The sequence below is a fragment of the Taibaiella helva genome, assembly GCF_003545695.1.
In the GTDB taxonomy this organism is placed as follows: Bacteria; Bacteroidota; Bacteroidia; order Chitinophagales; family Chitinophagaceae; genus Taibaiella; species Taibaiella helva.
Genome location: NZ_QUZZ01000004.1, coordinates 195,620 through 220,878 on the forward strand (window position 1 = coordinate 195,620; position 25,259 = coordinate 220,878).

The 25,259-nt window shown below is 51.2% G+C and carries 31 protein-coding genes; 19 read left to right on the plus strand and 12 right to left on the minus strand.

Annotated features, from left to right (window positions below; translation table 11 throughout):
• Window positions 1–40: 40 nt before the first annotated feature.
• Together DZC79_RS08605 and tsaE are read right to left on the minus strand one after the other, a co-directional pair.
• Window positions 41–961 (minus strand): ABC transporter ATP-binding protein, encoded by a 921-nt coding sequence (locus DZC79_RS08605; RefSeq protein ID WP_198666829.1) that lies wholly within the window; start codon window positions 959–961, stop codon window positions 41–43.
• A gap of 106 nt (window positions 962–1,067) precedes the next feature.
• A complete protein-coding gene (tsaE, locus tag DZC79_RS08610; RefSeq protein ID WP_198666830.1) occupies window positions 1,068–1,499 on the minus strand; it encodes a tRNA (adenosine(37)-N6)-threonylcarbamoyltransferase complex ATPase subunit type 1 TsaE in 432 nt (143 codons plus the stop codon).
• Between the two features lie 50 nt (window positions 1,500–1,549).
• Between tsaE and DZC79_RS08615 the strand changes: the two genes are divergently transcribed.
• The 12 genes from DZC79_RS08615 (at window position 1,550) to DZC79_RS08670 (ending at window position 11,487) form a co-directional block, all read left to right on the plus strand.
• Window positions 1,550–1,975, plus strand: a complete 426-nt coding sequence (locus DZC79_RS08615) for a Fur family transcriptional regulator (protein WP_118951155.1) — start codon at window positions 1,550–1,552, stop codon at window positions 1,973–1,975.
• Between the two features lie 88 nt (window positions 1,976–2,063).
• Window positions 2,064–2,618, plus strand: coding sequence for a hypothetical protein (locus tag DZC79_RS08620; protein ID WP_118951156.1), 555 nt, complete (start codon window positions 2,064–2,066; stop codon window positions 2,616–2,618).
• Window positions 2,619–2,938: 320 nt separating this feature from the next.
• Window positions 2,939–3,217 (plus strand): hypothetical protein, encoded by a 279-nt coding sequence (locus DZC79_RS08625; protein WP_118951157.1) that lies wholly within the window; start codon window positions 2,939–2,941, stop codon window positions 3,215–3,217.
• Window positions 3,218–3,287: 70 nt separating this feature from the next.
• Window positions 3,288–3,581 (plus strand): hypothetical protein, encoded by a 294-nt coding sequence (locus DZC79_RS08630; RefSeq protein ID WP_118951158.1) that lies wholly within the window; start codon window positions 3,288–3,290, stop codon window positions 3,579–3,581.
• 127 nt (window positions 3,582–3,708) lie between these two features.
• Window positions 3,709–4,602: a DUF692 domain-containing protein gene (locus DZC79_RS08635; protein ID WP_118951159.1), complete on the plus strand. Its 894-nt coding sequence runs from the start codon at window positions 3,709–3,711 to the stop codon at window positions 4,600–4,602.
• Window positions 4,592–5,302: a hypothetical protein gene (locus DZC79_RS08640; RefSeq protein WP_118951160.1), complete on the plus strand. Its 711-nt coding sequence runs from the start codon at window positions 4,592–4,594 to the stop codon at window positions 5,300–5,302. The genes DZC79_RS08635 and DZC79_RS08640 overlap by 11 nt, the downstream gene beginning before the upstream one ends.
• A gap of 73 nt (window positions 5,303–5,375) precedes the next feature.
• Entirely contained in the window at window positions 5,376–5,819 is a 444-nt protein-coding gene (locus DZC79_RS08645) for a hypothetical protein (RefSeq protein WP_118951161.1), read from the plus strand.
• A 34-nt stretch (window positions 5,820–5,853) separates the two neighbouring features.
• Window positions 5,854–6,291 (plus strand): hypothetical protein, encoded by a 438-nt coding sequence (locus tag DZC79_RS08650; protein WP_118951162.1) that lies wholly within the window; start codon window positions 5,854–5,856, stop codon window positions 6,289–6,291.
• Between the two features lie 102 nt (window positions 6,292–6,393).
• Entirely contained in the window at window positions 6,394–7,740 is a 1,347-nt protein-coding gene (gene ffh / locus DZC79_RS08655) for a signal recognition particle protein (protein WP_118951163.1), read from the plus strand.
• A 392-nt stretch (window positions 7,741–8,132) separates the two neighbouring features.
• Complete coding sequence (locus DZC79_RS08660) at window positions 8,133–9,137, plus strand: T9SS type A sorting domain-containing protein (RefSeq protein ID WP_118951164.1); 1,005 nt, start codon at window positions 8,133–8,135, stop codon at window positions 9,135–9,137.
• Between the two features lie 156 nt (window positions 9,138–9,293).
• Window positions 9,294–10,472, plus strand: a complete 1,179-nt coding sequence (locus DZC79_RS08665; protein WP_118951165.1) for an acetyl-CoA C-acyltransferase — start codon at window positions 9,294–9,296, stop codon at window positions 10,470–10,472.
• A gap of 307 nt (window positions 10,473–10,779) precedes the next feature.
• A complete protein-coding gene (locus tag DZC79_RS08670; protein WP_118951166.1) occupies window positions 10,780–11,487 on the plus strand; it encodes a hypothetical protein in 708 nt (235 codons plus the stop codon).
• 65 nt (window positions 11,488–11,552) lie between these two features.
• Here the strand turns inward: DZC79_RS08670 and DZC79_RS08675 are convergent, their stop codons facing one another.
• A complete protein-coding gene (locus tag DZC79_RS08675; RefSeq protein ID WP_118951167.1) occupies window positions 11,553–12,215 on the minus strand; it encodes a DUF1345 domain-containing protein in 663 nt (220 codons plus the stop codon).
• Window positions 12,216–12,313: 98 nt separating this feature from the next.
• On the opposite strand from DZC79_RS08675, the gene plsY reads away from it, so the two are divergent.
• The gene (plsY, locus tag DZC79_RS08680; RefSeq protein ID WP_118951168.1) at window positions 12,314–12,943 is read left to right on the plus strand and encodes a glycerol-3-phosphate 1-O-acyltransferase PlsY; all 630 of its coding nucleotides are present in this window, start codon (window positions 12,314–12,316) and stop codon (window positions 12,941–12,943) included.
• Window positions 12,944–13,031: 88 nt separating this feature from the next.
• Here the strand turns inward: plsY and DZC79_RS08685 are convergent, their stop codons facing one another.
• On the minus strand, window positions 13,032–13,379 hold the full coding sequence (locus DZC79_RS08685; RefSeq protein WP_118951169.1) for a heavy-metal-associated domain-containing protein: 348 nt from the start codon (window positions 13,377–13,379) through the stop codon (window positions 13,032–13,034).
• A gap of 213 nt (window positions 13,380–13,592) precedes the next feature.
• On the opposite strand from DZC79_RS08685, the gene DZC79_RS08690 reads away from it, so the two are divergent.
• A complete protein-coding gene (locus tag DZC79_RS08690) occupies window positions 13,593–14,405 on the plus strand; it encodes a M48 family metallopeptidase (RefSeq protein WP_118951170.1) in 813 nt (270 codons plus the stop codon).
• A 4-nt stretch (window positions 14,406–14,409) separates the two neighbouring features.
• The gene (locus DZC79_RS08695; protein WP_157977017.1) at window positions 14,410–15,078 is read left to right on the plus strand and encodes a spermidine synthase; all 669 of its coding nucleotides are present in this window, start codon (window positions 14,410–14,412) and stop codon (window positions 15,076–15,078) included.
• 170 nt (window positions 15,079–15,248) lie between these two features.
• Here the strand turns inward: DZC79_RS08695 and DZC79_RS08700 are convergent, their stop codons facing one another.
• On the minus strand, window positions 15,249–16,115 hold the full coding sequence (locus DZC79_RS08700) for a sigma-70 family RNA polymerase sigma factor (RefSeq protein WP_118951172.1): 867 nt from the start codon (window positions 16,113–16,115) through the stop codon (window positions 15,249–15,251).
• 251 nt (window positions 16,116–16,366) lie between these two features.
• On the opposite strand from DZC79_RS08700, the gene DZC79_RS08705 reads away from it, so the two are divergent.
• From DZC79_RS08705 to DZC79_RS08715, 3 genes are all read left to right on the plus strand, one after another.
• Window positions 16,367–16,750, plus strand: a complete 384-nt coding sequence (locus DZC79_RS08705; protein WP_118951173.1) for an START-like domain-containing protein — start codon at window positions 16,367–16,369, stop codon at window positions 16,748–16,750.
• 185 nt (window positions 16,751–16,935) lie between these two features.
• Window positions 16,936–18,414, plus strand: a complete 1,479-nt coding sequence (locus DZC79_RS08710) for an LptF/LptG family permease (protein WP_157977018.1) — start codon at window positions 16,936–16,938, stop codon at window positions 18,412–18,414.
• Window positions 18,415–18,418: 4 nt separating this feature from the next.
• Window positions 18,419–19,117: a phosphatase PAP2 family protein gene (locus DZC79_RS08715; protein ID WP_118951175.1), complete on the plus strand. Its 699-nt coding sequence runs from the start codon at window positions 18,419–18,421 to the stop codon at window positions 19,115–19,117.
• Here the strand turns inward: DZC79_RS08715 and DZC79_RS08720 are convergent.
• From DZC79_RS08720 to DZC79_RS08735, 4 genes are read right to left on the minus strand one after another with little or no spacing between them, the layout of a single operon-like run.
• Window positions 19,080–19,436 carry a YraN family protein gene (locus DZC79_RS08720; protein ID WP_157977019.1) on the minus strand — a complete coding sequence of 119 codons (357 nt, stop codon included), beginning with the start codon at window positions 19,434–19,436 and terminating at the stop codon, window positions 19,080–19,082. The genes DZC79_RS08715 and DZC79_RS08720 overlap by 38 nt on opposite strands.
• Window positions 19,437–19,473: 37 nt before the next feature.
• Window positions 19,474–20,136: a DUF4159 domain-containing protein gene (locus tag DZC79_RS08725; RefSeq protein ID WP_118951177.1), complete on the minus strand. Its 663-nt coding sequence runs from the start codon at window positions 20,134–20,136 to the stop codon at window positions 19,474–19,476.
• Window positions 20,129–20,839 carry an RsmE family RNA methyltransferase gene (locus tag DZC79_RS08730; RefSeq protein ID WP_118951178.1) on the minus strand — a complete coding sequence of 237 codons (711 nt, stop codon included), beginning with the start codon at window positions 20,837–20,839 and terminating at the stop codon, window positions 20,129–20,131. Before DZC79_RS08730 ends, DZC79_RS08725 begins: the two co-directional genes overlap by 8 nt.
• A gap of 4 nt (window positions 20,840–20,843) precedes the next feature.
• Complete coding sequence (locus tag DZC79_RS08735; protein ID WP_157977020.1) at window positions 20,844–21,458, minus strand: hypothetical protein; 615 nt, start codon at window positions 21,456–21,458, stop codon at window positions 20,844–20,846.
• 77 nt (window positions 21,459–21,535) lie between these two features.
• Between DZC79_RS08735 and thiL the strand changes: the two genes are divergently transcribed.
• A complete protein-coding gene (gene thiL, locus DZC79_RS08740; protein ID WP_118951180.1) occupies window positions 21,536–22,567 on the plus strand; it encodes a thiamine-phosphate kinase in 1,032 nt (343 codons plus the stop codon).
• Window positions 22,568–22,637: 70 nt separating this feature from the next.
• Here thiL and DZC79_RS08745 read toward each other — a convergent pair whose 3' ends face one another.
• The 3 genes from DZC79_RS08745 to DZC79_RS08755 all read right to left on the minus strand — a co-directional run bounded on the left by DZC79_RS08745 (window position 22,638) and on the right by DZC79_RS08755 (window position 25,198).
• Window positions 22,638–23,747: an efflux RND transporter periplasmic adaptor subunit gene (locus DZC79_RS08745; RefSeq protein ID WP_118951181.1), complete on the minus strand. Its 1,110-nt coding sequence runs from the start codon at window positions 23,745–23,747 to the stop codon at window positions 22,638–22,640.
• Window positions 23,748–23,826: 79 nt separating this feature from the next.
• The gene (locus tag DZC79_RS08750; RefSeq protein WP_118951182.1) at window positions 23,827–24,501 is read right to left on the minus strand and encodes a YggS family pyridoxal phosphate-dependent enzyme; all 675 of its coding nucleotides are present in this window, start codon (window positions 24,499–24,501) and stop codon (window positions 23,827–23,829) included.
• A 19-nt stretch (window positions 24,502–24,520) separates the two neighbouring features.
• On the minus strand, window positions 24,521–25,198 hold the full coding sequence (locus tag DZC79_RS08755) for a metal-dependent transcriptional regulator (RefSeq protein WP_118951183.1): 678 nt from the start codon (window positions 25,196–25,198) through the stop codon (window positions 24,521–24,523).
• Window positions 25,199–25,259: the final 61 nt, after the last annotated feature.

A 25,259-nucleotide genomic window follows, 5' to 3' on the forward strand; every position in this document is an offset into this window, starting at 1 on the left:
ATCAGAAAATTTGTTGGTTAATTGGTCGGGAAGAATAGGCTTATACTTCAACAAAAGCCCGCGCTGCAGAAGTGTCCTGCACCAGGCGGATAAAAATATCGTTCAGCGAAGGCAGCAGCTCGGCAAAGGTGCTGATGGTGCAGCCCTGGCCGATAAAGTGCTGCAGCACGCCGTTGGCATTTTGTCCTTCTTGCAGATGGAAGGTCAGTGTATTTTCCTGCTGCTTCAGCACCTCGACACCCTGCGGTAAAACCGGAGGTACCTGGTCAAGCGTAATACTGAAGATGTTTTCCTTAAAATCCTGCTTTACCTGCTTTACCGTACCGTCCAGTATCTTTTTACCCTGGTTGACCAGGATAATGTGATCGCAAATCTCCTCCACCTGCTCCATGCGGTGCGTGCTGAAGATAACGGTAGTACCCTCTTTGGCCAACCGGAAGATCTCGTCTTTAAGCACATTGGCATTAACCGGGTCCAGGCCACTGAAAGGCTCGTCGAGGATCAGCAGCCTGGGATTATGAATCACGGTGGTCACGAACTGCAGCTTCTGGCTCATACCCTTGCTCAGGTCTTCCACCTTTTTATCCCACCAGGTATTCATGTCGAGGCGCTCGAACCAGCTACGGCTGCGTTTTTCCGCTTCAGCGCGACTAAGGCCGCGCAGCTGCGCCAGGTAGACTGCCTGCTCGCCGATCTTCATTTTTTTATACAGCCCCCGTTCTTCGGGCATATAGCCCATTTCACCCACATGCTTCAGCATGTCGAAGTCCTGGCCATCGAACAGGATCTGCCCCGAATCGGGATAGAAGATGCCGGTGATCATGCGCAGCAGGGTGCTTTTACCGGCACCATTAGGCCCCAGCAAACCGAAGATGCTGCCCTGCGCGATATTGAAGCTGATATCGTCTACAGCCTTTTGGGTAGCATAATACTTTTTTAAGTTTTTTACAGAAAGCAGCATAACAGGTTTACCTCCTTTGTTGATTTGAATACTTGATTGATTGGCTTTTGGTATTGAGGGTAAAAGTAGCCGATGCAACGGCAAAAGAACCCACCCTTTCGACAAACTAGCGTTTTTCTAAGACCAACGTCCGGGAATCGCCCTCCCCCGTCTCAAAGCGGACTTCCAGATAATGCCGGGGCAGCAGGCCCGGCGCCCGTTCGGCCCATTCGATAAAGCACCAGGCCTCTTCCCTGGCCAGCATGTCTTCCATGCCGGCCTGTATCGCTTCTTCCTCGTCGCGCAGCCGGTACCAGTCGGAATGATAAATAAGGCGGTCGTTCCCTTCCTGGTCTTTAAAATGGTATTCATTGATGAGTGAAAAGGTAGGACTGCTCACCATATCGCCTACACCCAGGAACGCGCACAGCGCCCGGATAAAAGTAGTTTTACCAGCGCCTAGCCCGCCATTGAAAGTGATCACGCGGAACGGATGCGCATATTGCCAGAATTGATCTGCCGCAGCTTGTATATTGGATAAAGTGTAAGAAATTTGCATAACCGGTGCAAATTAGGAAAATTTGTACCGCTTGTACAATTGCTTCAGCTATGCAAAACGCCACCCTGGAAAGGACACTAACAGCAAAACGGATCAGCCCCACCGCTATGCGGCTGCGGGTGCTGGAATACCTTGTGAGCCGGGAAGCCGCAGTGAGCCTGGCCGATGTGGAAAAAGGACTGGCCCATACCGACAGGATAACGGTATACCGTACCCTGAAGACCTTCGAGGAACACCACCTTATCCACAGCATCGAAGACGGCACCGGCGCCACCAAATATGCCTTATGCGCCGATGACTGCCGGCCCGGGACGCATCATCACGACCTGCACATCCATTTTTACTGCCGCCAATGCGAAGAGACCACCTGCCTGCCCCGGACAGCCATACCCGCCCTCCAGCTACCAGGCGGCTATACAGCAGAAGAAATGAGCCTTACGGTAAAAGGAATTTGCCATAAGTGCAGCCAGCCTTAACCCTGGCCTTAGGTCAGCCTACCGGGAATCCGGTATTTTATTATGTTTTAAAGTCCATCCCAAAAAGGCTTTGCTTATTTTTACAGGCATGAAAAAGCTCCTTCTTCTTATCTGCCTGCTCCCTGCCCTGTGCCAGGCCCGCGAATTAACCTTCTCCGGCGGCGGTGGTATCACCTTTGCCGGACTATCGGGTAACGGCTATTCCTATGATCCTATGGCCGCCCCTTCCGGTATGCTTTCCGCGGCGATCGGCTTAAGATCGCTAAAAGCCGGCGTCAGGGCCGATCTCTTCCAGGTTAAGGGTCAGCTGACCTATACCGATGCCAGGGGCAACGAATACAAGGAACGGTTCGCCTATTATGATCCGGCGCTTTCCTTTTCGGCCTTTGTCGCTAAAGTATTTCACCACAGGATCCTGGAGGTCTCCATTGGCATGAACGCAGGTATTGTGACCGGTGTCAGCCAGACCATGATGCTCAGCAGCAACAGTAACCCGGGCTTCAGCATCGGCATAGATGCAGGTGTAACGCATTATTTTCACAAACATCTCGGCGTATTCGCCAATCTCTCCCCCCGTTACATTTTCAATCGTACCGATGCCCTGGCTTTTCCATTAAACCTGGGAATTTCCTACAGGCTATAAACCATCATTTTTTCGGTAATTACCTGCTTACTATCCTCATGGATAGCAAGGCAGGTATTCTTTTTTTACTGCCAGGCATCATTGTCACACATAAAACATGCACTTTTAAGCCCCGTTTTTTGACGAAGAGCAGCGCCATCCGCGGAGAAACATACCAATTTAACAAAATGTATAAAATAGTAGCAGGAATGCCGCTACATTTAAGGGGGAAATATTACATTTGTTTATCTTGTTTTATGCGCATTCTACAGGAACGGAGGCACTGAAAATCCATGAAAAGAGTAAGACCATTGTAAACCACCCTAAACTATCTTTCTGTAATGAAGAAAAAACATCTGCAACTCCAGCAACTGAAGCTGAACAAGGAAACGGTATTGAACATGTCGTCTGTTAAAGGCGGTGCACCCATTAACGATACCGGCAGCATCATTGCCCAAACCACCGATTGTGCCCGGACAATGGAACTGGCCTGTGCAGACACCCAGGGCACTGTAATGCCTTGCTGCCCCGGTTGCCGTTCCGGCGCCAACAATACCGTGGTAAAGCAATATTGTGTCATCATTGCTGAAACCCTGGACTGTACACTGCAAAACGGCTGATCCCTCAGGATAAGCCAGGTGTAAAAACAAATGCATTCATCAACCAAACGTAAACCCCAAAATTTTTTCTATGAAAAAAAAGCATCTCGAGCTGAAACAGCTGAAGCTCGCAAAAGACACCGTAATGAATATGTCAGCCGTTAAAGGCGGAGCACAGATAGGCGACACCGGTCCGGTGGTGGCACAAACCATCGATTGCCCCAAAAGCCTAGCTGCATGCGATACGCAGGGTACCGTGATGCCTTGCTGCCCGGCCTGCCTTTCGGGCGTCAATAATTCAGTAGGTCAGAAATACTGTACCGTTATCGCCCAGACCGTAGACTGCCAGCTGGAGCCGGCACAACCTATTGGTCCCGTAGGCTAAGCAATATCTGTTACCGGAGCCTGACTGCGACAAGCGTCAGGCTCCTTTTTTATCCGCCGCCGCAACGGGGGCAACTTGTCTGAGTTATATTTTTGGTATATTAGTCTTCCAAACAAAACCCATAACTATGAATACCCCTACCGGGATAGGCATGATTTACAATATCGCGCTGAATCCTTATTTCGACCTGCACCCCGATACCCTCAATTATATAGAGCTCACGCCCGATATCCTGCTCCAGGACAAAGGCCCCGGCCAGCCGGGACGCTTTATACAAGTAGCCAAAGAATGGGAAATGATCCGGAGCCTGGCCCAACGCTGGCCCATGGTGGCCCACCATATCGGCTTTTCGCTGGGTTCGGCTGATTATTTCGACCAGGAATACCTGGATAATGTTTTGCGCCTGCACGAAGAGTTCGGGTTTCACTGGCACAGCGACCATCTCTCTTATTCAAAGCTGATACAGGGCGAAACGCCGGAATACAATACCTGCCTGGCGCTGCCGGTACCTTACGACAACGAATCGCTCGAAATGATCGCCGCCAAGATACGGCTCATCCGTGAAGCAGTAGGAACGCCTTTCTTCATCGAGAACAATGTTTATTTTACAGAGATCCCGGACGAAGAGCTTACGGAACCCGAGTTCCTGAAGAACCTGTGTCGCGAGTCCGGCTGTGGCCTCCTGCTCGACCTGCACAATGTATACGTCAACAGCCGCAACTTCGGCTTCAACCCCTACGACTTTGTCGATGCCCTCGACCTGGGCACTGTACAGGAGATCCATATTGCCGGGGGCAATGAGGCAGCAGGTATATATCTCGATTCCCATTCAGGCCCCTGTCCCGAAGAAGTATGGCAGCTGCTGGACTATGTGTTGCCCCGCTGCACGCAGATCCGCGGCATCACCTTCGAGGTTGATGAATCCTATATTCCGGAAGTCGGATTCGAAAGCGTGGCCAGCCAGCTCAATAAAGCAAGAAACATCTGGAATAAACATAAAACACCGCAACATGTCGCTTAAGTCGTTCCAGGAAGCCCTGGCCGAGATCATCACCAGCCCCCTGACCGGCCAGGCCTATCATAAAGACCCGCTGCTGCTGGAACAGAAATATAACCTGACGGAACGGGAACGGGAGCGGCTGCTGGACATGATACGGCAGAAAGGAATGAAGGCCAACTACATGCTGTACCAGATGAACCGCCTCACACCGCTTTCCATGCTGATGGCCTACACCCTCAAGATCATCAGTCCGCAGCTGATGCCCCTGCTGCATGAGTTCTGGAAAACCTATCCCCGCACCTCCTTCCAGTTCAGGGACGAGGTCGGCTTCTTCAGCGCCTTCCTCAGGCAAAAAATAGCAGATGGTACACTAGACCTACCCTACCTGGAAGACGTGCTTTGCATCGATGATGCGCTCAACGATATCCGTTTCGATACCGGGGAGCAGAGCTATGTCAACGACGAATTCTTCACGCTACACCCGCTCGCCAGGATCGTTCATCTTACCTATGATGCTACCGCGCTGGTAGAGACCATGGTCACTTACAATCCGGCGCTGCCCCAGCCGGAAGTGCCGGTAGCGCCGGGATATTACGTGCTGTACTACAACGGCAGGCTCCGTTGCTATGCAGTAGATACACCCACCGCTATGGCCCTTATCGAGAAACGGCCGGTAGAAGATATTCCCGAAGAGCTGGTGGATGAAGAGATCCTGATTTAACCTATACCCGCCTTAATCTGCCCGCAATTTATCTTGTAGCGATTTCGTTATATTTGTATTCCTATACCTGACCATGAAAAAATTAATCTACTGCTTGCCGCTGCTGCTTTTGCTGGCAGCCTGCAGCAAAAGCGAAAACAAGGCCGCAAAAGAGGTCTCCGGAAGCTACCAGGCACAGATACACTGTCATTCCTATTGGGTGCGCAATATTAGCGAGCATGGCGAATCGAATACCGATTATACGGCCTCTGTGCAAATTACCAATGCCGGCTCCGGCTCGATAACAGTAGCCTACCCCGATCCTAGTGGAGGCAGCACAAATGTAATACTGCACCTGGACCAGAATACGGCCGACAGCCTCATCTACAGCAATAGCAGCAGCTATGGTCAGTTCGATAGTGACAATGCCCGACTACGTTTCGGTAAAGCGATCAAACATTTTACCTTCAGCCATGAAAAAAAGTACCGGGTTACCTCCTGGAACACCATCACCTATACGATACAAGGGCAGCCCTGAGAGCTATTGCTCCTGTGATACAGACACAAGTGCCATGAAAAAATTACTTTTCTTTTTACCCTTCTTGCTGCTGGCAGCCTGCAGCAAGAGCGATGGTCCCTACAGCGGTATTGGCGGCAACTATACCGCCCTCACTCATTACCGGTATTACGGCGCAAGCAGTTCACATGATGTGGACTCGACGGTGATCGATTATGAGGGAGCCATAACCATTGACCGCATCATGCCAGGAAAGATCAAGGCAACCTGGACCGGGGGTAACCATCAGGAAGCCACCATCAATCTCAATCTGGTGCGGGATACACCCGACAGCCTTATTTTCAAGGTAAGTCCTTCAGGCTACGAGTCTATTTTAGCTTATCTTTATTTCAGCAAAGCCAGCAAGCGCTTCCTATTCAATTTCACAAAGAATTACCGGAGCTCTCCCAACTATTGGGTGAGCGAGTGCTATATCCTGCAAGCCCGGCGCTGATCTCCGGAAATATCCCGGCGCCGGCGCTGCCTAACCGGACCACCTTATTAAACAATACAACAATTTAACTACCTTTGCAGCCTTCAAAAAGGATTACCGCAAATGTTTGATAACCTCAGTGAACGGCTCGACTCGGCGTTTAAGCTCCTCAAGGGCGAAGGACGTATATCCGAGATCAATGTAGCCACTACCGTAAAAGAAATACGCCGCGCATTGGTTGATGCCGACGTGAACTATAAGATTGCCAAGGAATTTACCGACAAGGTAAAAGACAAAGCCCTGGGCGAAAAGGTGCTGACCGCTGTATCGCCCGGCCAGCTCATGGTCAAGATCGTCAAAGACGAGCTGGCCGAGCTGATGGGTGGCACAGAAGTGGAGCTGGATCTCTCTTCCAAACCCACGATTATCCTCATCGCCGGTCTTCAGGGTTCGGGTAAAACAACCTTCTCGGGCAAGCTGGCCAATTATCTCCATAGCAAAAAGCATAAAAAACCGCTGCTGGTGGCCGGCGACGTGTACCGTCCTGCCGCGATCAACCAGCTGCATGTGCTGGGTGAGCAGATCAAAGTGCCCGTTTACAGCGAGCCGGAGAATAAAGATGTGGTACAGATTGCCCTGAATGCGATCGCCAAAGCCAAGCAGGACGGCAATGGCGTGGTGATCATCGATACGGCGGGCCGCCTGGCGGTAGACGAAGCGATGATGACCGAGGTGGCCAATATTAAAGCTGCCGTGAATCCTTCTGAGATCCTCTTTGTTGTGGATTCCATGACGGGCCAGGATGCCGTAAATACAGCCAAGGCCTTCAACGACCGTCTCGACTTTACCGGCGTGGTGCTCACCAAGCTCGACGGCGATACCCGCGGCGGTGCGGCCCTGTCGATCAAATACACGGTAGACAAGCCCATCAAGTTTGTAAGCATGGGCGAGAAGCTCGATACGCTCGATGTGTTCTACCCCGAGCGTATGGCCCAGCGTATACTGGGCATGGGCGACATCATATCGCTGGTAGAGCGCGCCCAGGACCAGTTTGACGAAGAAGAAGCCAAGAAGATCGAGAAAAAGATCCGGGCCAACAAATTCGATTTCGAAGATTTCAAGACCCAGCTGGGCCAGATCAAAAAGATGGGCAACATCAAAGACCTGCTGGCCATGATCCCTGGTGTGGGCAAAGCCATCAAGGATATCGACATCAGCGACGACGCCTTCAAAGGCATTGAAGCGATGATCGATTCCATGACCCCTGCCGAACGCCGCAACCCCGATATCATTACTCCTGCGCGCCGCAAACGTATCGCTACCGGCGCCGGTAAGGATATTTCAGAGATGAATGCATTCATGAAGCAGTTTGAGCAGATGCGTAATATGATGAAGCAAATGAACAAGTTCAAAGGGATGGGCATGGGTATGCCGGGAATGGGTATGCCCAATATGTTTGGCAAACGATAACAACAAGCTGTAATACCTGTTGAACGGGAAGTTGTCCAATGGATAACCTCCCGTTTTTTTTGCGCTTCTCCTTTTGGATGCGCACGATTCACTACCTGCGTTTCTAATTGCCGGCGCCCTTTTCATGCAGTGATCTCGGCCTGGAAAATATAAAATGGCGCCCGGTTCTGGCATAGTTTTTGATATAAAGAATATTCATACGAGCCTTTACCGGCCGCTCCAAAAACCACCCACTGATTGATGCATAATTTTTTTAGAAAAAATTATGCCCGGTCGTCAATTCCCGATTTTTATTAAAAGCTGGTTATGCAAAAGAAGCCCCATCGGGGCTGTTTTGCATTTACCCATCCTATAATGATGCTATTCTGTAACATTTAAAACACATCTTCAAAATGAAAAAAGCACTACTGTTACTCGCCATTCTTTCGGCATCATTAGTAACCAGGGCTCAGAATGCCAATGCCGATCCTGCTGCAATCAATATTATTGCCAGTCCCGATACCATAGCAGTAGGTGCTACGGCAACTGTCTCCTTCACTCTCCAAAATATGGGGACGGATCCTATACCACCCGGCGGAGCTACCTGGAATATAATTTTCCCCGGAATGCTTACCGTAAACCAGGCTTCGCTCAATGGAGTAAACATGTTGTTCACCCCTGTCTGGAATGTAACTCCAGGCGTGATGACATCCCTGCTACTGGAAACTGCACAAATGTTGCCTCCTGGAATGCCTGTCACCATAACGGTACAGGTTACCGGCGCCAATGCTGGCCAGGCGCCGCTCCAGTTGCTTGCCGAAAGCAATCCTCCCACCGGCAATACTAATGTGGCCAATGATAATGCTGTCGGAAATATTACTGTGACACCCGCAAACCCCGTTCCTGTCGAGCTTATTTCCTTTAAAGGCTCCCTGGCTGACCATCGTACCGCCCGCCTTAGCTGGCAAACCGGCAACGCCGTACGGTTTTCACATTTCGAACTGGAACGCAGCGTGGGCGGCGCATTTGGAAAAGTAGCCACGATCCCCTACAACGGACAATATCAATATGAGCTTAACGATCCTATAAATGGGCAGGCCGGCAATATACTCTATCGTTTACGTATGATCGACCAGGATGGTTCTTTCCGTTTGTCTCCTGTCGTTCTTGTGCGTACGGCCTCAGTACAGGAAGGCCTGTCCCTGTATCCCAATCCTGCCGCCAACCGCCTTAGCATCAAAGGTATCAGCGCAGCCACAGCTTACAGGATCCGCACCTGGGATGGCCGCTCTGTACAAACCGGCACATTGAATGCAGATGGCGCGTCTATCGATATAAGCACTCTTCCCGCGGGTAACTATCTGGTGGAGATCGTTACAGAAGATGGGTCCAGCATCATGAAAATAGTGAAACCATAGAAAAACAGTATTTATGAGTAAATTGATGAAAAGCGGCAGCCCCGGCGGGACTGCCGCTTCCACGTAGAGATTTTATCAATATAACTGTTGCATTATTTAGTGAACGACAGTTCAGCAAATTGCCTACATTTGCTCCGTTTCAAAAAAATTCCAATAATGAAAGAAGTAGTTATCGTATCCGCAGTACGGACGCCTATAGGCAGCTGGGGCGGTTCACTGAAAGATTTTTCGGCCACGCAGCTGGGTGCTTTTGCGATCAAAGGCGCCCTGGAAAGGATCAAGCTGGACCCAAAGGAAGTTGACGACGTATTGATGGGTGCGGTAATGCAGGCCAACCTGGGACAGGCGCCCGCACGCCAGGCGGCTAAATTTGCCGGCCTGCCCGACGAAGTGAATTGCACTACAGTGAATAAAGTGTGCGCCAGCGGCATGAAAGCCATTACCCAGGGCGCGCAGGCCATTATGCTGGGCGATGCGGAAGTCGTGGTTGCCGGTGGCATGGAAAGCATGAGCAATGTACCTTTCTACAGCCCTAACCTGCGCTGGGGCAGCAAATATGGCGATGTAAAGCTGATCGACGGCCTGGCCAAAGACGGCCTTACCGATGTATACCACAACTATGCTATGGGCAATGCTGCAGAAAATACAGCGGCAGAGATGAAGATCAGCCGTGAAGAGCAGGATGCCTTTGCAATCCAGAGCTACCAGCGCAGCCAGGCTTCTGTAAACGAAGGTCGTTTTGCCAACGAGATCGTACCGGTAGAGATACCGCAGCGCAAAGGCGATCCGGTAGTATTTGCCAAAGATGAAGAGCCCTTCAATGTAAAGTTTGACAAGATCCCGACACTCAATTCCGCCTTCGTAAAAGGTGGTTCGGTAACGGCCGCCAATGCTTCAACCATGAACGACGGTGCCGCCGCCGTAGTGCTGATGAGCCGCGAAAAAGCGGAAGCGCTGGGCCTGAAGCCCCTCGCTGTGATCCGCGGTTATGCCGATGCTGAACAGGCTCCTGAATGGTTCACCACCTCACCCGCCAAAGCCGTTCCCAAAGCGGTAGCCAAAGCCGGTCTGAAGATGGAAAACATAGAATACTTTGAGCTGAACGAAGCCTTCAGCGTGGTCGGCCTGGCCAACTGTGAGCTGATGAAGCTGAAGCCGGAGCAGGTCAATGTGAACGGCGGGGCCGTTTCCCTGGGTCACCCCCTGGGCGCCAGCGGAGCCCGCATCATCGTTACCCTGCTGAATGTACTGGAACAAAAGAATGCCAAGATCGGCGCTGCAGGTATCTGCAACGGCGGCGGCGGCGCCAGCGCCGTTGTGATCGAAAGGTTATAATCGCGCTGCAATATTCAAAAGGAAAAGCTGCCCCGGGGCAGCTTTTCCTTTTGACAGACAGGCCATAGCGCTACGGATATACCCGGGTGCTGTACGGATTTATACGGCGCTGCTGCACATCTTAAAACGCCGCCGGCTACTGCTGTCCCGCCTTTATCTTTGCCGCGGCCGCTTATCCCCGGATACGGGGATAAGCCTTATAAAGACAGCATTTTACCTTTGCATCAATTCCTCATTTTCCTTAAGCCTATCCGCAATCATCCTTTATATTTGCGACTATTTTAAACCCAAACCTACCCTTTTATCTATGCAACCCTTTCTCCCTGCCGCCCTCCTGGGCGCATTGCTTTATGTCCAACCCTTAACCGCGCAAGAGTACTCCCCCAACCGCTGGAAAGAAAGCTCCCGGCTGAACCAGGACCAGCAGGAAGTCCGGTACACCGATACCGTATGGCTTAATACCACTGACCGCCAGGTGATCGATGTGGTGATCGGCGGCTATGCCTACCGTGGCACCGTGGCCGGCGATTCGATCGACGTTAAAAAACGGACTTTTCATGTCGCAAAAAATGAGCCGGAAGAAATACGGCTGCAGTTCGGCAAGCTGACCCATATTTTCACAAGGGCGCCGAAAGACATGACCGGCGCTGATGCTGATGCCTTTACTGCCGAAAATGCCATTCCTGCTGAACCGGTATACAAGATCAACGGAAAGCAATTGCCCGGCATATGGCGCCTGTACAAAAAAGTATTGCGCGAAGGCGCTGAAGCCGACATCAGCAAGATCCAGTATCCCAAGAAGATCCATTTCTACAGCAAGCCGGTGAAAGGGACCAGGGGCGCCATGCTTACTGCCGCCAACCTGGAGTATAAAGTAAAAGAGATCAAAGGGCCGGAGATTAAAGTCCTTACTACACTTAACCAGCCCCTGGGCTTTAAGGTGCTGAGACAAACCCCGTTCGAGCTCCTGCTCGAAGATGAGCACCAGGCCATTTACTTTTTCAAAAAGTATTAAGGCAGAAGGCCTTTCTGTGAAACAGCTGCGGGCCTTGCCACGCACGGCCTGCAGCTGTTTATGGCTTAGCCGGAGAGACCGGCGATCACATTGATCGTGAGCGCCACAATAACCGTATTGAAAGCAAAAGCGATAAGGCTGTGCAGCAAAGCCAGCCGGCGCAGGCGCCGTGTGCTGATGGCAACATCCGACACCTGGAAGGTCATGCCCAGCACAAAAGAGAAGTAGGCAAAATCGAGGAAATCAGGCGGCTGATCGCCCGGGAAAATGAGCCCGCCGGCATGCTTGTTTTTATCCTCCTTATGATCGGCGTAATAGATATGCGCATAACGACCGGCAAATACGGTATGTACCAATCCCCAGGACAGGATCATGCCCGCAAAAGCAATTGCCAGCGGTAATACAGCCGTCTCCCCACCTGCTTTCCGGTTCAGCACGAGCAGGATAACGGCCAGGAAAGCCGCCAGCGTGGCGACCAGGGCAATGATGAAGACCACCACACGGCCTTCGTCCTGGCTGCGTGCCTCTTTGCGTATTTCCTTAGGCGCTATGGTGAAGAACGTGATCCAGTTCAAGGCCAGGAAACAGGCACAGAAAGTGTCCCAGGATGCCAGGAAATGCAGGAGGACCTTATGGGGCCAAAGCAGGAGCAAGGCATAGCAGGCTACGCCGGTGATCAGGCTGACGATCAGCTTTTTGGGGGCACTTAGCCGGTTAATGGATGACATATGCTGAATTGTAATCCTAAGGTAATGATTTTGAGATTACGAGGAATTGCTGAAATAGTTTCTTATATTTGCCGCTTCCAATAACGACTTAACGGTAAATGAATATCATATTCCTTTTAACGCTTGCATATTTGATCGGGTCAATTCCTACCGCAGTTTGGGTGAGTAAACGGATTTACGGACTGGACATCAGAGATCATGGCAGCGGGAATGCCGGCGCGACCAATACGTTCAGGGTGCTCGGCAAAAAAGCAGGCATCGGCGTTATGCTGGTCGATATGCTCAAAGGCTTTGCAGCAGTATACCTCTCTTATCTTTCTGTCCATAGTCCCGGTTCCGAGCAAATGACCAATCTCCAGGTAGGTCTGGGTCTCTGCGCAGTAGTTGGTCATATTTTCCCGATATGGGCCGGCTTCAGGGGCGGTAAAGGCATTGCTACCTTGTTCGGAATGATCCTTGCTATACATCCTATCGTCGCCGTCAGCCTGGTGGCTGTGTTCCTGGTAATGCTGTTCCTGACCCGCTACGTGTCGCTCAGCTCTATGGCCGCCAGCGTGGCTTTCCCTGTACTGATCCTTTTTATTTTTAAAGATCAGGCGCCCGAAATGTCCTACAAGCTTTTTGCTATTGCAACGGCCTGTATGGTCGTGCTCACGCATCATAAGAACATCAGCAGGCTCCTTGCCGGCAATGAAAGTAAGGTAAAGCTAACCAAACGCAACAAATAACGCAGTCCTGTTCCTGATCAGATCAGACAGAATAAAAAAAGCTTTCCCCGGGAAAGCTTTTTTTATTCTGTCTGGAAGATTGTCTCCTTTAGTCCCGCTTGCAGCAGTCATCCCATTGCTCGTAAACTTTGGCATTGCCTTTAAGCCCATCAGCATCGAAGCCCGCAGCAGCAATGGCTTCCCTGATCTGGTCCGGTGTGGCTTTATCGGCGTTGTAGATCACTCCAATGGTTTTACTGCCGGCGTCAATATCCATCCGCTTCACGCCTTTAACCCCGTATACAGCGGTCTCCAGGCGCTTGCCGCAGCTTTCGCACTTCTGGCAATGGTCGCAGTAGATTGATGCTTTCACTTTGATCCGGGTGATCTTGTTCCCCGCCTGCACAGAAAAAGCTATGCCCAGGATACCGGTCAACAGGAAGAATATTTTTTTCATAATAAGCTCATCCTTTTTTGCTAAGATAGCCAGAAACCGACAACTGGCGGCAATGGGTCCCCCAATCCAGCTATTTTTCCGGATACTTATCCCCGGCTATGTAACGTTTACATACTGGTTTCATTTATTTTCATTACTTTGGCTCTGTCCTATCCCTTTATTTTGAACCTATATACTGCTCTAAATGTTCACACTCCAGCAAAACATGTCAAAATGAAGCCTAATTCTTTTTTTTCCGCTGTGGCCCTGTCCGGCCTTTTGTTCCTGCCTGCGCTGCAAGGCTGCTATAAAAACCCGGTTACCGGCCGTTCTTCCCTCAACCTGGTCGACGATGGTACCATCAATAGCCTTTCCGCACAACAATACACCACCTTCCTGTCGCAGAACAAGCCTATAGCCGGCAATGATGCGGAAATGGTAAAACGGGTGGGCAACAGGCTCGCCGCGGCCATCAATCAATACTTTGCAGGCAAAGGACAAAGCAATGTGCTGGCAGGCTATAAATGGGAGTTTAACCTCGTCAATTCCAAAGAGGCCAATGCCTGGTGTATGCCTGGCGGTAAAGTGGTCGTCTATTCGGGCATCTTACCTATTACCAGAACCGAAGCAGGATTGGCTGTAGTCATGGGTCATGAGATCGCCCATGCCATTGCCAAGCACGGGGCCGAGCGCATGAGCCAGGGGCTGGTGCAGCAGCTCGGCGGTGTTGCCGTAGCTGTCGCTGTTTCCAGCAAACCTGCCGAAACCCAGGCGCTCTACAATTCTGCATACGGCGTGGCATCCAATGTGGGCGGCATTCTGCCTTTCTCCCGGAAGCATGAAAGCGAAGCCGATGAAATGGGCCTTATCTTTATGGCCATGGCCGGGTACGATCCCAATGAAGCTGTAAGCTTCTGGCAGCGCATGGCGGCCCAGGGAGGCTCCAAGCCGCCCGAGCTGCTGAGCACCCACCCCAGCGACCAGACCCGCATCAACAACATTAAAAGCCAGATACCGAAAGCGATGCAGTACTATAAAAAACCATAACCTCGTGCACCCTTTTTTCAAAGTTTCACCTGTAAAAAGAGCTTTAAGCTACCTGATACCCGTAACTATTGCCAGCACCCCGGGTAGCCGGACCAAATTCCTGGAGTTCATCCTTTACCGCAACCAGTGGCAGCTGGCTACGGAAGAGGCGCTTTATTCCGACGGCAATCGCTATCAGCCCTTCCGCATTGCCTTTAAGAACCTGCCCAAAAGCAAGCTGCTGGCGGTTTCCGACTGTCTTATACTGGGCACCGGCCTGGGCAGTATTGTGCAGATACTGAAAGAAAAGTACAAGCTTATGCCGCGCTTCACCCTGGTAGAATATGATGAGCAGATATTGAAATGGGCGCTTGAAAATCTTTCTGCCTTAGGCGTACATAATCTCGATCCGCAATGTATCAACGCAGCAGAATTTGTCAAAAAAGACAAGCGCCGTTACGATATGGTATGCGTTGATATCTTCAATGGCCGCGAGGTACCGTCCCTCTTCACGGAGCGGGAGTTCCTGGTCAACAGCAAGCGCCTGCTGAAGCCCGGTGGTATCTGGATCATGAATTATATCGTCAACGATGAAGTGGAGCTGTATCAATACCTGAGCAATGTCAAAAGCATTTTCAGCAATGTAGATGTGATCGAAAAAGAGCAGAACAGGATATTGATCGCTGTGGGATAGAGATTAGGTATTAGATGCTAGATATTAGATATTAGATATTAGATTCGGGATGTAAGACCTGATACCTGATACTATCAGCCAACTCACCTCCTGCCCACTAATAAAAAAGCGCCCGTTGCCGGACGCTTTTTTAATTTCCTATGTTGTCTGTTTGTTTTGAGGGAATGCTTCTACCCGAGATAGGATTTCAGCAGTTTGCAACGGTTGGTTGTGCGTAGTTTGGTGATCGCCTTATCCTTGATCTGGCGTACTCTTTCGCGGGTTAATCCGAAACGTTCTCCTATGTCTTCTAGAGAAACAGGATGCTCTACACCGATGCCGAAATAGAGGGTCAGCACATCGCGCTGGCGATCGGTGAGCGTGCTGAGCGAGCGGGCTACTTCCATGCGCAGCGAATCGCTGTGCTCGATCTCCCGGTCGGCTTTCAATGCATTGGCATTTTCCAGCACATCCAGCAAAGTGTTGTCTTCGCCATCGATAAAGGGGGCGTCCATGCTTACGTGGCGGGCCGCCACGCCTAATGTTGTTTCTACTTCTTCCAGTCCGATCTCCAGCAGGCTGGCCAGCTCTTCGGAAGAAGGCTCGCGTTCGTACTCCTGCTCCAGCATAGAGTACGCCTTGCTGATCTTGTTTGTCAATCCTACCTTATTGAGCGGCAAACGTACGATACGGCTTTGCTCGGCCAGCGCCTGTAATATCGACTGGCGGATCCACCATACGGCGTACGAAATAAATTTAAAACCACGTGTCTCGTCAAAGCGTTGCGCTGCTTTGATCAGCCCCAGATTTCCCTCGTTGATCAGGTCGCTCAAAGAGAGGCCCTGGTTCTGGTATTGCTTTGCCACAGAGACTACGAAACGTAAATTGGCATTCGTCAATTTCTCCAATGCTTTCTGATCACCCTGCTTGATTCTGATCGCAAGTTGTACCTCCTCTTCCGGAGTAATAAGGTCAACCTTACCGATTTCCTGGAGGTATTTTTCCAACGATTGGCTCTCCCGGTTGGTAATTGACTTTGTGATTTTCAATTGACGCATTGACATGAGTGTGTGTAAATTTTTGGTTACAAATGAGATAATTTTTTTCGATTAACAATTAGGCAACATGTAAACAAAGCTAAGGATTCGGCACTATGAATCCAAAAAAAATTAAACAAACATTAACACGCACTGAACAAGGGTTTCAAGGGCATTACAAATGAAAATAAAATAAAAGGAGGAAAAAGCTTTGATTATTCCGGGCTTTTTCTATTATTGCAAGACAATGAATCATTAAGACCGCTTTATTTATGAAGAGTAAAAAATCAATGTTTACGGTTGAGTTCCCTATCAGATGCTCCCCCAATATACTCTATGAATTTCTTTCTACCCCTAACGGCTTACAGGAGTGGTTTGCAGATAAAGTAGATCAGCGGGAAGATACTTTCTATTTCAGCTGGAACAATGCTACCGATGAAGCGGACCGTGTTAGTTTTGAAGAAAATGAATTTGTGCGTTATCGCTGGGAATATTACGATGACGAAGAATTCTTTGAATTCCGGATTGCGCAAAGCCCGGTAACCAACGAAACCATACTACAGATCACCGATTTTGCGGACAAAGGCGAGATCAAAGATCAGCAGCAGCTTTGGAATACACAGATCAACGATCTGAAACACAGGATAGGCAGCTGATAAGGCACCAGATACTAAAAACGCTTCGGCCACGTTAAAAGATAGAGAGGCTGTCCGCAACTGGACAGCTTCTTTTTATATCCGGCCACCGGATTTTCAGCGCCGGATACTTTTCCTGCGCCCTTTAAAGCAGCTTCTTTATTTTTGCAGCGCCGGACAATGTATTGCCGGCTATTCTGTTCCTGATGAATGTACGCCTGAAAAAACTGGACTTCCTGATACTGCGCAGCTTTATGGGCCCCTTCGTGGTAACTTTCTTTATCGTCCTGTTCACGCTGGCCATGCAGTTTTACTGGCTCTATATGGACGAGCTGATCGGGAAAGGCTTCGGTGTGCTGATGACCCTGCAGCTGATGCTGTATATGTCTACTACCCTGTTCCCTATCGCCTTGCCGCTGGGTATCCTGCTGGCTTCTATCATGACCTTCGGATCTCTGGGCGAAAACTTTGAGCTGGTGGCTATTAAATCGGCCGGCATATCGCTATACCGTTTCATGCGGCCGCTGATCATTTTCATCGCTGTCATTTCCGTACTGGCGTTCTTCTTCAACAACTATGTCATCCCCGTTACCAACCTTAAATCGTATTCTCTCCTGTACGATATGCGCAATCAGAAGCCGGCCATGAACATACGGGAAGGGTTCTTCAATAAGGACATCGACGGCTTTGCTATAAGGGTGGGCAAGAAAGAAAAGGACGGGCAAACCATACGCGATATCGTGATCTACGACCACACTTCGGGCAGGGGCAATGACAGAACAATACTGGCCAAGAACGGCCGTATGTATCCTTCCAAAGATAAACGTTACCTGATCTTTGAGCTGAACGACGGCTGCCGCTATGAAGAGGACAATACCAAGAACAACCATTCGCAAACCCGCATGGAGTTCGGCAAATGGTACAAGGTATTCGACCTGTCCAAATTTGCTTTCAGCCGTACCAAAGAAGAGCTGTTCAAAGGCAATAACGAGATGATGAACGTAAGCCAGCTGAACAATAATATCGACAGCATGAACAAGAAGCTGGAACTTTCGGCCAAAGACCTGAACCGTTACCTCGATCCTTTTTTCTCCCTTTACCAGAAACGCAAGGAAGATTCGCTTACCTACCGCAGAGTGGCGAAGGGTAGCGGTAAGATCAGCCGGTACCAGCGCAACTTCTTCGACCTCGTTCCCGACTCATCGCGCAGGAAAGTGATGCAAACGGCAGAGTCCAACGTCAGGAGCGCGCAACGCCTGATTGCTATCGTTTCCAGTGATGTGAAGCTCCGCAAGGACAACATCAACCAATTCCAGATCGCCTGGCATAAGAAATACACCCTTTCTTTTGCCTGTATGCTGCTGTTCCTTATCGGCGCGCCACTGGGCGCTATCATACGCAAAGGCGGACTGGGTATGCCTGTGATCATCGCCATTGCATTTTTCATTATTTATTTCATTATTTCGAGCACGGGCGAAAAGCTGGCCCAGCAAAGCGCCGTAGCGCCCTGGTATGGTATGTGGCTGGCAACCGGCGTGCTGCTGCCTATAGCCTTCGTGATCATGGCCGCAGCACGGAACGATTCGGGGCTGTTCAACAAGGAGTGGTACCAGAGGGGATGGACGAAACTGACGGCTTTCGTGAACAAGCTGACCGGCAGACAACAAAAGATAAGGAAGGATTAAGCCGATGACACGTTTCAACAATATGTACCAGTCAAGATACCTGCGGCCGCTGGAAGGCGCCCGCTACTTTATCCTGCTGTTTATCCTATGGCTGCTGGCAGGCGGCCTGCTGCTGCTCTGGGAGCAGGATCGCTGGGTCTACCGGACCATCAACCAGCGGAACAGCCCGCTGGGCGATATGCTCTTTCCCTGGATCACGCATATCGGGGAAGGCGCCGTGATCATTACGGCGCTGCTGCTCCTGTTATTGATCCCGCGCCTGCGCAGCTGGAAATTTGCCCTTGCGCTTGCGGTATGTAACCTGAGCCCATTCCTGCTTACCCAGGCGATAAAGGGATTGGTGAATGCCCCCCGGCCATTGAAATATTTTGCAGAAGCCCCCTGGATCCACAGGGTGCCCGGCCAGCCGCTCAACTACGACTTTAGCTTCCCTTCGGGTCATAGCGAAGGCTCCTTCGCCTTCCTCTGCTTCCTGTCGCTGTTGCTGCCCGGCCGTTACCGTTACCTGGGCGCAGTGTTCTTCATCCTCGCCTTGTCGGTGGTCTATTCGCGCATGTATCTTTCGCAGCACTTCTATGCCGATGTGTATGTGGGCAGCATCGTAGGCACTTTGTGCTGCCTTGTTTCCTTTGCTGTTATCAATCCCTTCCGGGATCCTGCAGCGGTCAATAAAAAGCATCTTCAAAATGAAGCAGCTCAATAACGCGTCCCTGCTGCAGCAGGATGCTGATCACATCGAAGCGTAGCTTTTCATACACCGGGTATTGCAGGCAATAATGCTCCGCGGCGGCTTTCAGCCATTGCCGCTTCCGGCTGTGCACAGCCTCTTCAGGAAAGCCCAGCGTGTAGCTGCTACGTGTCTTGATCTCGGTAAAGATCAGCACATCGCCAGCCAACGAGATCACATCTACTTCTTTGTGCCCGAAGCGGTAATTGATCTCTAACAGATGATGCCCCTTTTCACGCAGGAAGGCATGTGCCTTTTCCTCGCCTGCTTTGCCCAGCTCAAGATGCTTGCTCATGGATTTCCTTTTAAGCAGCGTGATACGATAAAGCCTTCTATGATTTTGCGCCGCCGGAGAATACATAGCGGATGATGTTGGCGCCCATCTGAAGCGCCTGCTGCCGTTTTTCCGGGCTATCGTTGTGCACTTCAGGATCTTCCCAGCCATCACCGATATCGCAATCGTAGGTGTAAAAGCAGACCAGGCGGCCTTTATAGATCAATCCATAGCCATGGGGCTGCTTGCCGTCATGCTCATGAATCTTGGGCAGGCCGTTGGGAAAATTGTATTGCTGATGATAGATAGGATGCGTAAAAGGTAGCTCGACAAAGTCCAGCTCAGGAAATACCTTTTTCATTTCAGGACGCACATAAGGATCGATCCCGAAGTTATCGTCGATATGCAGGAAGCCTCCGCTTTCCAGGTACAGCCGCAGGTTTTTGGCTTCCGCATCGCTGAAGGTAAGCCGGCCATGGCCGGTAGCATGCACAAAAGGATAGTTGAACAGATCGGCGCTTCCGGCTTCCACCTGCGCTTCGGCCGCTGCAAATGCAGTATGCAGGTTCTGGTTGCAGAACTGTGCCAGGTTTTTCAAAGCTGTAGGATTGGCATACCAGTCTCCGCCACCGCCGTATACCAGCAGGGCCAGCTTCATTTGCTGGGCATGAATACTTATCGTTGCCAATACCAGCAACAGGCTGCAAAGCAATTTACGCATAGTTCAAGGCATTAAAAACGGTGCAGGCGTACAGCCCGGCTGTTTCGGTACGCAGGCGGTTGGCGCCCAGTGAAACCGGAAGAAATCCCTGCCCGAGACATAAAGATACTTCATCCTTCGTAAAATCGCCTTCCGGCCCGATGAGCACCATCGTGCTTTTCTGCGGCTGCATGGCCTCCAGCAGGGAACGACGGGGTTCGCCACCGAGGCAGTGCGCGATCAGCTTTTGTTCCGTCGCTATTGCCGCGATCTTCTTTAAAGGCATGGGCTCGTGCAATTGCGGCAGGAAACATTGCTGCGATTGCAGCATCGCCGATACCAGTATAGCCTTCAGCCTTTCGGCATTGAACTTCTCCTTTTCGCTGCGCTGCGTCAGCAGGGGATAGATATGCCCGATACCGGTCTCTGTAGCTTTTTCAAGCAGCCATTCATTACGGTTATTGTTCTTGGTGAAAGCGATGCCCAGTGAGAAGGCATAGGGTCCGGACTTAAGTGTCTCTATCGTTTGTGCCTGTACGCCGCAACGCTTGCGGTCGGCTGCGACAATCTTTACCTGCGCACGCAATCCTTTGCCATTGGTGAGCAGCATCGGTTCTCCTTCCTGCATACGCAGCACCTGGATGCAATGCTTCGAAGTGGCTTCGTCCAGGATAAAAGTGCCCTGCCCGTCGGAGAGGATTTCATGATAGAAGTAAGGAAGCATGGGATCAATATTTGAAACGGTACTCCAGCAAGGTATTTTTCGCGGCCCCGCTGCCGCCGCTTTCCTGGCTTTGTACCTGGAAGATGCGATCGGGCATGTACTGCAGCTTTTGGGTCACCACGCGGCCATCCTGCTTCCTCCGGGTCTCTATATAGACCGACTTGACCCGGTTGGTCACCATATCCGCAGCGATATCCAGCTTACGTGTAAACAGGTTGTCGGCAACCGCTTCATAGTGCAGGTGCGTGGTCTCGGTGGTCTCGTCGGTGAACATATTGAAGCTGTACCAGCCCAGGAATTTTTTATCCCCGATGTCCGTTGCATCAAAAGGAGCGCGCATCCTTGCCCACAGCGCACTGTCGAGCGGCAGGTAAGCACTGTCGCGCCGGCCATTTATCTCTTCGATCTTCAGCAGCGTGTAGGCGTCGGCATTCCTGTTTTTCCACTGGTCGTTAAAATAATCGATCACAGAAAAATAAGTCGCCGTGGTATCGCCTGTCTTCTGCGGCTCCTGGCTGGTTGCGGTCGCTTTTTCTTCAGCGGAAGCGGAATTTTGCTTTTCTTTGCAGGCAAATAAGACGCAGCAAAAGAGCAGTGGCAATAGAGATCGTAGGCGCATTAAGGTTGCTTTAATACGCAAATGTAATAAACCTGACCTTTCTTTTCTAATACGCTGCCCTGATCAAAATCAACAACATGAGTGAAGAACGCACGGAAATAGCCAGCCTGGGAGAGTTTGGCCTTATCGACCACCTGACCCGCAACAATGAGACCCGGCAGGCCAGCACCATATTGAGCATCGGCGACGATGCTGCGGTGATCGACCAGTTTGGCAAGCAAACCGTTATTTCCAGCGATATGCTGGTAGAAGGAATCCACTTCGACCTCATGTACACACCGCTGAAGCACCTCGGGTATAAATCGGTAGTGGTCAACCTCTCCGACATTTGCGCCATGAATGCCATCCCTACGCACATTACCCTGAATATCGGCATCAGCAACCGCTTTTCGGTAGAAGCGCTGGAAGAGTTCTATGAAGGGGTCTATGCTGCCTGCCGGCACTACAATGTAGACCTGATCGGCGGCGATACCGTAAGCGCACAAAAGGGGCTGATCATCAGCATTACCGCTATTGGCGAAGTAACGCCCGATAAATTCGTGACCCGCAGCGGCGCCCGCCCCAACGACCTGCTCTGCGTTACCGGCGATCTCGGCGCTGCCTACCTGGGCCTGCAGCTGCTGGAAAGAGAGAAGAAAATCTTCCTGGAAAATCCCGGCATAAAGCCCGATCTGGAGGGGCGTGCCTATGTAACCGGCAGGCTGTTGAAACCCGAGGCCCGCCTGGATATCGTCGAATGGCTGGCAGAGCATGATATCAGGCCTACAGCCATGATGGATGTAAGCGACGGCCTCAGCTCCGAGATACTGCATCTCTGCAAGCAAAGCCACACCGGCTGCGTGCTCTACGAAGACAAGATCCCCTTCCACGACGAGACAAAGGAAGTAGCCTATAAATTCGATCTCGATCCTACCGCCTGTGCCTTGAGCGGCGGTGAGGATTATGAGCTGTTGTTCACCATCAGCCAGGAAGATTACGATAAGCTGCGTATGCAGGAGCTCATCAGCGTGATCGGCTATATGACCCCTCCCGAAGAAGGCAAGAACCTTATCACCCGCAAGGGTAACAAGCATGAGCTGATCGCCCAGGGCTGGGTAGCTTTTCAATAAAAATAATCGCCATCTAATAAAAGCGGGCGCTGCAAAGTTTGCAGCGCCCGCTTTTATTATCACTCCAGGTCTACCTGATTGGGTACGCTCTTATTTTGGTTACCTTAACCTCTACGCCTGGCTTCACCTGCATGATGCCGGTAGTGAGCACCGTATCGCCGGGCTGCAGCCCATGCAGGATCTCTACATCTTCCACTTCCCGCAGACCGGTGGCGACGGTAACCAGCTCTGCCTTACCATTGCGCAATACGGCTACCTTCTTGTCCCTGGTGGTGGGGATAATGCTTTGAGAAGGGATCATGATAGCATTGCTGTTGCGATTGAGCGTCAGGTACACATTGGCAAATGCGCCGGGCACCAGCTTATTTGCAGGATTGGGCACCAGTGCCCGCATCATAATGGTACGGGTGGTCGCATCGGCCCCCGGCTGGATCGCGGCGATCTGCCCGCTCATGGTATCGCGGCTGCCTGTAACGGTGAAGCGTACAGCATCACCATTACGGATCACACCTTTGTATTGTTCCGGGATGGGAAAGTCAAGCTTGAGGGGATTGACCTGCTGTATGATCGTTATGAGCGTGGTCGGTGTCACTACCGCACCCACACTGACATTGCGCAGGCCGATAACGCCATCGAATGAGGCCCTGATCTGCAGGCGGCGCAATTGCGCTTCGTTATATTCCACATCGGCATCGATCGAAGCGATCTGCGCTACCGTATTGTCGTATTCCTGCTTACTGATCCCGTTGATCGCGAGCAGCTCGTCCTGGCGCTCCCTGGTAATGACCAGGAGCTGGCGCTGCACCTTCAGCTTCTGTATCTGCGCCCTGATATCGCCGTCGAAAAGCTGTATCAGCAGATCGCCTTTGCGCACAGGGACGCCCTCTCTAAAATGAATAGCAGTAATCCGGCCCGAAACTTCCGGATAAACATTGATCGCTTCGTTGGCCAGCAGGTTGCCGCTGCTTTCATATATGGCGTTGAGCTCCGCAGGCTTTACGACTATTGCTTCCGCCCTAAGCCCCATAGGCCCTTTGTCCTGCTTCGGTTTTTTGTCCTTGGCAGAGTGACAGCCTGCGGCCGTTAGCAGGAACACTACAGGAAGCAATGGCTTTAGTCTCTTATTCAGGATGCCCCGGAGTAAGCTGGCCGGCCGGCCCGGTACTGATGTTTGCTGCATATAGAATGAGGGTGAACGCCGGTTATTGGCGGATTAGGACTGCTAAAATGCCGCTTGGTTTAAAAGCCGGTAAAATATTTTATCGGCGCTGCCCGAAAAGCAGGCTGCCGATGCGTACATGTGTGCTTCCCTCCGCGATAGCGATCTTATAATCGCCGCTCATACCCATAGACAATACACGAAAATGTTCCTGCCCGAGAAAATAGCTTTGGCGCGCCAGCTCAAACATGGCCCTGAGATTCCGGAATTCGGCGGCAATCTGCTCCTCGTCGGCTGTAAAGGAAGCCATGCCCATCAATCCGTCAATGCGTACATGGCCCAGCTGCGCACGCTGCGCCTCGTAATGCTCGAGCAATTCGATCATCTCCTTCTCATCCATGCCAAATTTAGTCTCTTCCGATGCGATATGCAGCTGCAGCAGGCAGGGGATCTGCCTTCCGCATTTCTCGCCTTGCTTGCTGATCTCGCTCAGCAGCCTGAAGCTATCTACACCGTAGATCAGGTGCACAAAAGGGGCAAGGTATTTTACTTTATTGGACTGCAAATGCCCGATAAAATGCCAGCGGATATCGGCGGGCAGCTGCGCCTGTTTTTCCACCAGCTCCTGTACATAGTTCTCGCCGAAGTCTCTTTGACCGAGGTGGTATAAGGCTTCAATATCCGAAGCGGGCTTGAGCTTGGATACGGCGATCAGCGTGGTTTGGGTCCCCTGCAGGCTAAGGGTCAGCTGCCGGAAAGCTTCTGCTGTGATCATTACTATAGATTCTTTTTGATTATTTTTTCCCGGTATCGACCACCAGCAGGTTGGCGGCGATCTTATCGGAAAGCATCACAGGCGGCGCTTTATCGACGCTTACCATCACGCTGTGATCGAAGGGCAGGAACTCGTCGACCGTCAGCAGCACGCCTATGTGCAGCCCGAATCGTTCCAGGTGCTGCAAAAAAGCTGAGGAAGTATCTTTAACCGCCACCAGCTTCAGCTTGCGGCCCGGCTCGGTTTGCGACAGGGTGGTGTTGGAAGCCGGCTTCACTTCCCCGGCAGCGTTGGGAATAGGATCGCCGTGCGGATCGAAACGCGGGAAATCCAGGAATTCGTCCAGCCGCTCGATCAGCTTTGCCGAGCGGATATGCTCCAGCTCTTCGGCCACCTCATGCACCTCATCCCAGGAAAAATGCAGCTTCTCATGAAGAAATACTTCCCAGAGGCGGTGCTTGCGTACAATTTGCAGGGCAACGGCCATCCCCGTTTTGCTCAGCTGTGTTTTCTTGTATTTTTCGTAGTGGATCAGCTTTTTATCGGAGAGCTTGCGCAGCATATCGGTTACCGTAGCCGGGCGGGTATTCATCTTTTCCGCAATATCGTTTACCGATACATCTTTGCTGGGGCTATCCTGCTGCAGGTAGTAGATGGCTTTAAGGTAGTTCTCCTCTGTAAAGCTGAATTCGGGCATAGGGCGAAAGTACCAAGAATCGCAGGCATATCCAAAAGAGGCGCTGCTGCTATTCCATCCG